This is a genomic window from Trichocoleus sp. DQ-A1, from assembly GCF_039961955.1.
Classification (GTDB): domain Bacteria; phylum Cyanobacteriota; class Cyanobacteriia; order Cyanobacteriales; family FACHB-T130; genus FACHB-T130.
On sequence record NZ_JAMPKE010000045.1, the window covers coordinates 26,036 to 32,500 of the forward strand.

Sequence of the window (6,465 nt, forward strand, 5' to 3'; positions counted from 1 at the left end):
GGTAGCCACCAAGTGACATCGCTTCGCTCATCCCGGAGCGATCGCTCCTTGCTTTTCAGCTGACTTAATTAAACGCCAGAAGGATTGCTGTGAAAAAGTGGGAGTACCTCTTTGTTCGGTTTGACTACTTTGCAGGCGATCTCCGACCCAAAAGTGTCAACGAAAAAGACTTTCGAGATAAACAAGACATCCCACCTCTCCATGAATTATCCAATCAACTCGGACAGGAAGGCTGGGAATTAACCGGCGTGAATTCCCATCCGGGTTATGGTTATGGTTTCTTGATTTTTAAACGCCCCAAGGAATCTTTATGAACCGCTCTGGTTGAGGCGACGCTGCCATTCTGCATCAATCTTATCGGCTTGTTCGATCTCCTGTTCTATAAGCTCGGTTTCGGTCGTGTAGGCTAAATCCTCGCGACCGATGACTGTTTTCGCAGCAAATTGTTGAGCATAAGCAATTTTCTTCTGCAAAGCGGAATTCGCTTGATTTAACAAGATGGCTCGTTCTTGTCGTTGTTGATTCCGGGCTTCAACTCGCTGATTTCTCCACTGAATCCAGAAATAGCGAATTAAGGGAATTGACAGGAAAGCGATGCCGTAACTCAGCAAAATCCAGTAAATTGACTGCACGAAGGCGATAAGTCCGCCGGATTGCGCTAATTGAACCCCTATCTCTCCCCGTAACAGAGAATTGAGAACTAAAGCACCGATAATATTCACGGCACCTAATCCCGCAGAGAGCATAATTTGTCCGCTATCGGCTTGGCTAAAGCGCCAAGGACGCTCTCGGAGATATGCACCCACTGGCTGCGAATTCCGCTCTTGGGCTGTAGTTTGTAATTCTGGGAAGTGATAGACGATTTCTCCGTCTGGACTGACTTCCGGTTGCCCGTTAAAACGGGTGAGGACGGGAAGCATATAATCTTCGTATTCTTTGCCCCAGCCTTTGCCCATGTCATCGAGATAAGGTGCGATTTGCTCGGCGGTGACAGCACCCTGGTTATTGCGGATTACAGTGGCAATTTCTTGCCAGCGGCGTTCTTCTAAATCGGCATTAGGATTCCCATCGCCAAACAGGAAGGAGAAGACGGCTTCTAAGAAGTTCATCTGTCTCTTGCCTTCGGGGGATGAGACACGACGCCGTTCGTAGCGATCGCTATAGTCTGGATAGAAAAACCACCAGATGTCAGGGCCAAACCAGAAGCGGGGCATAAAAACCATACCGCCGCCACCGTGATGACCGCCGCCGGAATCATCGCTGTCGCGGCTGCTATTGACGGCGATTAGAATAACTGCGATCGCGACAAAAATTAGGACAATGGAAGCAATCAGGATAATCCCGAAGGAAATCCGGATCAGGTAAAACAAAACTTTCCAAATTTTTTCCCACCATTCCTTCAGTCGCAACCGCAAGAACTTATTGCGGAGAACTGTCCGGAAATTCTTAGGGAAAAGGTAGACTATCTCGCCGGTTTCTGCTACCTGCAAGTGTCCACCGGCGTCGGATGCCAGAGCGAGTAATCCAGCCTGAGCCATGTTGACATTTAACCCAGCTTGGGTCGCCACATCGCCAACCGTGACACGGTAGCCCAGGTGTTCAACTGCTTGCATGAGGGTGGGATTGGGAGCCATGTGCTTTCCTCAAGGACGGAGGCTACTATCACCAGTATAAAATTTTGGCAAATTCCAGCAGGCAGATTATGAAACCCAGAACTCGCGCGATCGCTCTTAACTTATTCGCTGTTACCATCTGCCACACTGAACTGAAGCACCGCTTCGCCTTCCTAACGTGGCTGCCCGTTTTTCTATTCTCACTTCTGGGATTAGCAACACCACTCAAAGCAGCCAATCTGGAACACGTTCAACAGTTGCTAAAAACTAAACAATGTCCTCAGTGTGACTTGAGAGGTGCTGAGTTAAGAGATGCGGACTTAAGGGCGGCTGATTTGAGGCGTGCCGATCTCGCCGGTGCCAATCTCAGTGCTGCCGATTTAAGAGGTGCCAACTTTGGCGGGGCAAATCTAGGCGGTGCCAGCTTTATTAATAGCGACCTTAGCGGTGCCAACTTGAGCGGCGTTAATTTGAATTTAGCCGCGCTGATTAAAGCCAATCTCACAGGCGCTAACCTTGCCGGTTCTGAGTTGACGATGGCGAAGTTACCGGGCGCTGATCTCACAAAGGCTGATTTGCGGGAAACTAATCTGATTAGTGCTGACTTGAGCAATGCCATTCTCCGAGGAACGGACTTGCGGGGGGCAGATTTGCGAAATGCTGATTTTGAGAATGCGCTTCTCGACGGCGTCCAGCTCAATAGTGCAATTCTCCCAGATGGCACTTTGCATTATTAACCCCAACCATAGTCAAGGGTGCATTAGCCTTACATCTGAGCGATCGCCAAGCTTTAATTCCGTATATATAAGCGCACAGATTTCCATTCTCTAAATATACACAAGAACTAGTATTTATTTTGTATAAAATAATACGTCTGCGAAAAAATACTGAGAAACTCGGTTGATTGAGGAAAGAACAACAAATGCGCGATCGCATTTGTTAATCTCAATCCAGTTGACTCCCAGAGCGCGTTAAATTAGCTTAAAGAGCATCACTGAGCGATAAACTGACCACTCTACACTTTCCTAATTAGCGCAGCATTACAGAGCCGGATATGCCAAGAACGCAAAAAAACGATAACTTCATTGACAAGAGCTTCACGGTAATGGCGGATATAATCCTGAAAATCCTGCCTGCCAACAAGAAAGCAAAAGAAGCCTTCATCTACTACCGCGATGGTATGTCAGCGCAGGCAGATGGTGAATACGCCGAAGCTCTAGACAATTACAGGGAAGCCCTAACCCTAGAGGAAGACACTTACGACCGCAGTTATATCCTCTACAATATGGGGCTGATATACGCCAGCAATGGTGACCACGAGCAGGCTTTGGAATACTACCACCAAGCGCTTGACTGTAATCCTCGCCTGCCTCAAGCGTTGAATAATATTGCCGTCATTTACCACTTCCAGGGTGAAAAGCTCAAGGAAGATGGAGATCCCGAAGCTGCTGAAGCTTTGTTTGACAAAGCCGGAGAATATTGGAAACAAGCGATTAGTATGGCTCCGAATAACTACATCGAAGCCCAAAACTGGCTCAAAACGACTGGGCGATCTACGATGGATATCTTCTTTTAGGTAACAGGTAATAGGTAATCAACAAAAGAGAAAAAATTACCTACTATCTACTATCAAATGACCAATTACCAATAAGCCATTACCACTGTTATGATTGACCGCGAACAAGTTCGCAAAGTTGCCCATCTGGCTCGCCTAGAACTGACCCCCGAAGAAGAAGCCCAATTTACGACCCAACTAGGCAGTATTTTGGAGTATTTTGAACAATTAAGCGAACTTGATGTCAGTGATGTGCAACCCACAACAAGGGCAATTGATGTCAGCAATGTGACACGCCCTGATGAACTGCAACCCTTTCCCAACCGGGAAGCTATTCTCACAGGTGCCCCAGATCAAGAGGGTGACTTTTTCAAAGTGCCAAAAATCCTCAGCGCTGAGTAAGGTACTCGCCCTATTTTGCACCTAAGACCGATGAATTTTAGGTGAGAACCTGAACCAATAAGTGTGGGGCAATCTTCCTGGGGTTGCCCTTCATACTCTCAAAGGAGAACGTTATGGGTTTAGGTCTTTTGATTGATGGAAAGTGGGTTAGCGAACGAGAACAAGAAGACTCCCAAGGAAAATTTATTCGTCCATCAACAACCTTCCGCAACAAAATTACAGCTGATGGTTCTAGTGGCTTTAAGGCTGAACCAGGTCGCTATCATCTCTATATTTCCTGGGCTTGTCCTTGGGCGCAACGAACCGCAATTATGCGCCAATTGAAGGGATTAGAAGATGTTATCAGTCTCTCAGTCGTGGCACCCGAAATTGAGCAAAATAGTTGGGAATTCTCAGAAGAACCAGGTTCTATCCCCGATACGGTAAATAAGACTCGCTATTTGTGGGAAGTTTATCTTAAAGCGGATTCTAATTACAATGGGCGGGTGACTGTCCCAGTTCTTTGGGATAAAGAAACTACCACGATTGTGAATAATGAATCCCGCGAGATCATTCGGATGTTTGATACAGAATTCGATGATTTCGCCAAGTCTGAGATGAATTTTTATCCAACAGAATTGCAGGAGGCGGTTGATAAGACGATCGATGCAATTTACCAACCGATTAATAATGGCGTTTATCGAGCAGGATTTGCGACTAGCCAAGCCGCCTACGATGAAGCGGTGACGGAACTATTCGATGCTCTCGATCGTTGGGAAAAAGTGTTAGCGGAGCAACGCTATCTGTGTGGAGAAAGCCTCACCGAGGCAGATTGGTGTATGTTTACCACTCTCTTGCGCTTTGATGCCGTTTACTATGTCCACTTCAAGTGCAATTCACGCCGGATTGTGGATTACCCCAATCTCTGGAATTACCTGAAAGACCTCTACCAGGTGCCGGGGGTAAAGGAAACCTGCAACCTCGACCATATCAAACGCCATTACTATAAAAGCCACCCAAAAGTTAATCCCACCAGAATTGTTCCGAAAGGGCCGTTAATTGATTTTGAGGAACCTCATAACCGCGAACAATTATCGCCTAAAGCCAAGGCGATCGCTGTGTGATTCTTCATTTAAAAAGCAAAGTGGATACTACCCACCTTGCTTTTTTTTTAACTAGGGTGAAAACGCAAATGCTGTAAGCATCTGAGCTTAAATATCACTTGATAATCCCGATTAAGGATTGAAAGAAGTCAGGGTAAGAAATAGCCGCGGCTTCCGCACGCCCAATTGTGGTAGTGCCTTCTGCATTAAGGGCAGCAATTGCTAAACTCATGGCAATTCGATGGTCGGTATGACTATCAACATCAGTGCCGATGAGAGGAGTGCCCCCCGTAATTTCTAACCCATCGGGTCTTTCTGTAACCTTGGCACTCATGCGGTTGAGCTGAGATGCCATAACGGCAATGCGATCGCTTTCTTTGACCCGCAACTCTGCTGCATCTCGAATTACAGTAGTTCCTTGGGCAAACACTGCCGCTACAGCCAAAATCGGAATCTCATCTATCAGGCGAGGAATTAGATCGCCAGCAATTTCACATGCTTTAAGGGCACTGGAACGTACCCGCAAATCTGCTACTGGCTCACCCGCGACAATCCGCTGATTTTCCATCTGAATGTCAGCGCCCATCCTCTCCAGAGCTTCCAGAATGCCGGTGCGGGTGGGATTGACCCCTACATTTTCCACGCACAACTCCGAACCCGGTACAATCGCCCCAGCAACCAGCCAAAAGGCAGCTGAGCTGATATCCCCAGGCACAACCACCGGCTGCCCTTGCAGCTTGGCTGAGCCAGTAATGGTGACGCTATTGGTTTCTGGATCGATGCTGAGTTCTGCCCCGAAAGCTTTGAGCATCCGTTCGCTATGGTCGCGGGAGAGGGCGGGTTCGGTAACGGTAGTTTGTCCTTCCACCATCAATCCAGCTAGGAGGATACAAGATTTGACTTGTGCTGAAGCAATCGGAGAGTGATAGTGAATCGGTCGCAGTTGTTGTCCTTGAATTGCTAGAGGCGCTAAAGAGTCGTTCTGACGTCCCCAAATTTGAGCGCCCATCTCTTGTAACGGTTTAACAACGCGAGACATTGGGCGCGATCGCAGCGAGCTATCCCCCGTCACAGCAAAAAAACGTCCCGGATGAGAGGCGAGAAGCCCCAGCATCAGCCGCAAGGTAGTACCTGAGTTACCGGCGTCCAAGACTGAGGTTGGTTCTTGTAGGCAGCCGAGTCCGATGCCCTGAATTCGCACCATTTCCGTATTCAGTTCCGAAATTTTGGCACCCATCGCCCGAAAACAGCTAGCAGTGCTGCGGGGATCTTCTCCCAAGAGGAGTCCCTGAATGGTGGTTTCTCCTTGGGCGATCGCTCCCAACATCAAAGCCCGGTGGGAGATAGATTTATCCCCTGGTACCCGAATACGTCCCTGCAAGGATAGCCCTGCTGCGGGATTCTGAATGATTAAACGATCCTGATTTTCAGTGTTTTTTAGCGTGACAACTGCGGCTGGCATGAAGAGGGACTGGGATGAAGTTGCAAATAGTGATTCTACCAATTGCTGACACTGACGATAGCACAGGAGTTATAGCAATTCTCGATTGGGTTGCGATACATCTGTAGGGGCATGGCAATCAAAAAGCCCCTACCAAACCTTAGAACCCCAATACATTCCATCCAACTGAGAAGTGCTACAGTAACCACTTCAGTCCCAATCGCTACTTTTGAAAGCCTATTCCTATCTTCTTTTTACTCTTGCCCTTAGATTTTGATTTATTAACCTCTGCCAGCGCTTCCTGAAATAAATCATGTAAATGCACTGGCACACTGGCAATCTCCGGTAAATCAGGCTCTAACGCCTTGTTAT

At 47.7% G+C, this 6,465-nt stretch carries 8 protein-coding genes (1 of these 8 running past the window's edge); 5 read left to right on the top strand and 3 right to left on the bottom strand.

From position 1 onward, the window contains the following. Positions 1–89 precede the first annotated feature (89 nt). Complete coding sequence (locus NDI33_RS25240; protein ID WP_190414362.1) at positions 90–314, top strand: hypothetical protein; 225 nt, start codon at positions 90–92, stop codon at positions 312–314. On the opposite strand, the gene NDI33_RS25245 is transcribed toward NDI33_RS25240, so the two are convergent. Then, complete coding sequence (locus NDI33_RS25245) at positions 309–1,634, bottom strand: hypothetical protein (protein ID WP_190678757.1); 1,326 nt, start codon at positions 1,632–1,634, stop codon at positions 309–311. The genes NDI33_RS25240 and NDI33_RS25245 overlap by 6 nt on opposite strands. Positions 1,635–1,702: 68 nt before the next feature. Here NDI33_RS25245 and NDI33_RS25250 point away from each other — a divergent pair, with 68 nt between their 5' ends. From NDI33_RS25250 to NDI33_RS25265, 4 genes are all read left to right on the top strand, one after another. Continuing rightward, positions 1,703–2,350, top strand: a complete 648-nt coding sequence (locus tag NDI33_RS25250) for a pentapeptide repeat-containing protein (protein ID WP_190678760.1) — start codon at positions 1,703–1,705, stop codon at positions 2,348–2,350. A 317-nt stretch (positions 2,351–2,667) separates the two neighbouring features. Continuing rightward, the gene (locus NDI33_RS25255; RefSeq protein WP_190414358.1) at positions 2,668–3,189 is read left to right on the top strand and encodes a photosystem I assembly protein Ycf3; all 522 of its coding nucleotides are present in this window, start codon (positions 2,668–2,670) and stop codon (positions 3,187–3,189) included. Positions 3,190–3,279: 90 nt separating this feature from the next. Further along, positions 3,280–3,570, top strand: a complete 291-nt coding sequence (gene gatC / locus NDI33_RS25260; RefSeq protein ID WP_190414356.1) for an Asp-tRNA(Asn)/Glu-tRNA(Gln) amidotransferase subunit GatC — start codon at positions 3,280–3,282, stop codon at positions 3,568–3,570. A 113-nt stretch (positions 3,571–3,683) separates the two neighbouring features. After that, positions 3,684–4,673 carry a glutathione S-transferase family protein gene (locus NDI33_RS25265; RefSeq protein ID WP_190678762.1) on the top strand — a complete coding sequence of 330 codons (990 nt, stop codon included), beginning with the start codon at positions 3,684–3,686 and terminating at the stop codon, positions 4,671–4,673. A 94-nt stretch (positions 4,674–4,767) separates the two neighbouring features. Here the strand turns inward: NDI33_RS25265 and aroA are convergent, their stop codons facing one another. Both aroA and NDI33_RS25275 read right to left on the bottom strand, forming a co-directional pair. Then, the gene (gene aroA / locus NDI33_RS25270) at positions 4,768–6,114 is read right to left on the bottom strand and encodes a 3-phosphoshikimate 1-carboxyvinyltransferase (protein ID WP_190678769.1); all 1,347 of its coding nucleotides are present in this window, start codon (positions 6,112–6,114) and stop codon (positions 4,768–4,770) included. Positions 6,115–6,316: 202 nt separating this feature from the next. Beyond that, positions 6,317–6,465 carry the end of a hypothetical protein gene (locus tag NDI33_RS25275; protein ID WP_190678764.1) on the bottom strand. Its footprint extends 1,189 nt past the window's final position, so the window shows 149 of its 1,338 coding nt (coding positions 1,190–1,338); the start codon falls outside the window, past its right edge; the stop codon is at positions 6,317–6,319.

Coding starts and splice junctions, on each gene's coding strand:
- gatC (WP_190414356.1), top strand. CDS start 3,280: ATGATTGACCGCGAACAAGTTCGCAAAGTTGCCCATCTGGCTCGCCTA.
- NDI33_RS25265 (WP_190678762.1), top strand. CDS start 3,684: ATGGGTTTAGGTCTTTTGATTGATGGAAAGTGGGTTAGCGAACGAGAA.
- NDI33_RS25245 (WP_190678757.1), bottom strand. CDS start 1,634: ATGGCTCCCAATCCCACCCTCATGCAAGCAGTTGAACACCTGGGCTAC.
- NDI33_RS25255 (WP_190414358.1), top strand. CDS start 2,668: ATGCCAAGAACGCAAAAAAACGATAACTTCATTGACAAGAGCTTCACG.
- aroA (WP_190678769.1), bottom strand. CDS start 6,114: ATGCCAGCCGCAGTTGTCACGCTAAAAAACACTGAAAATCAGGATCGT.
- NDI33_RS25250 (WP_190678760.1), top strand. CDS start 1,703: ATGAAACCCAGAACTCGCGCGATCGCTCTTAACTTATTCGCTGTTACC.